Below are 642 nucleotides of genomic sequence, written 5' to 3' on the forward strand. Positions count from 1 at the left end.
TCCTGCCCGAGGACGCCGAGCCCGCCCAGGTGCTGATCGGGATCGAGACCGACCGCGGCCCGTGGGTGGCGGCGCTGGTCGCGGCCGGGTATCGGGTGTTCGCGGTCAACCCGCGGCAATCGGCCCGGTCCCGGGACCGGCTCGGGGTGTCGGGCGCGAAGAGCGACGCCGGGGACGCGCACGTGCTGGCCGACCTGGTCCGCACCGACGCGCACCAGCTGCCTCCGGTGGCCGGGGACAGCGACCTCGCCGAGGGGGTGCAGGGGCTGACCCGGGCGCATCAGGCGCTGATCTGGGACAGGACACGGCACGTGCTGCGGCTGCGGGCCACGCTGCGGGACTATTTCCCCGCCGCGCTGGAGGCGTTCCCGGACCCGGCCGCGCCCGAGGCGCTGGAACTGCTCGCGAAAGCCCCCGATCCCGGCCGCGCGGCCCGGTTGTCCCGGACGCAGATCGCCGCCGCGCTCAGGCGGGCCCGCCGGCGCGACGCCGAGGAGAAGACCGCCGGGATCCAGGCCGCGCTGCGCGCCCCGGCACTGGGCCGCGGCCCGGCCCTGACCGCGGCCCAGGCAGCGGTCACCCGGTCGCTGATCGCCGTGATCACCGCCCTGACCGGCGAGATCGACACCCTGGAAACCGAGG

Annotated in this window: 1 protein-coding gene; it reads left to right on the forward strand. The window is 76.8% G+C overall.

The genetic code is table 11. From position 1 onward, the window contains the following. On the forward strand, positions 1-642 hold a 642-nt coding region (locus ACFSVL_RS46590; protein ID WP_378314610.1), incomplete at both ends, for an IS110 family transposase.

The sequence above is a fragment of the Amycolatopsis silviterrae genome (genome assembly GCF_042684085.1).
Taxonomy (GTDB): Bacteria; Actinomycetota; Actinomycetes; order Mycobacteriales; family Pseudonocardiaceae; genus Amycolatopsis; species Amycolatopsis silviterrae.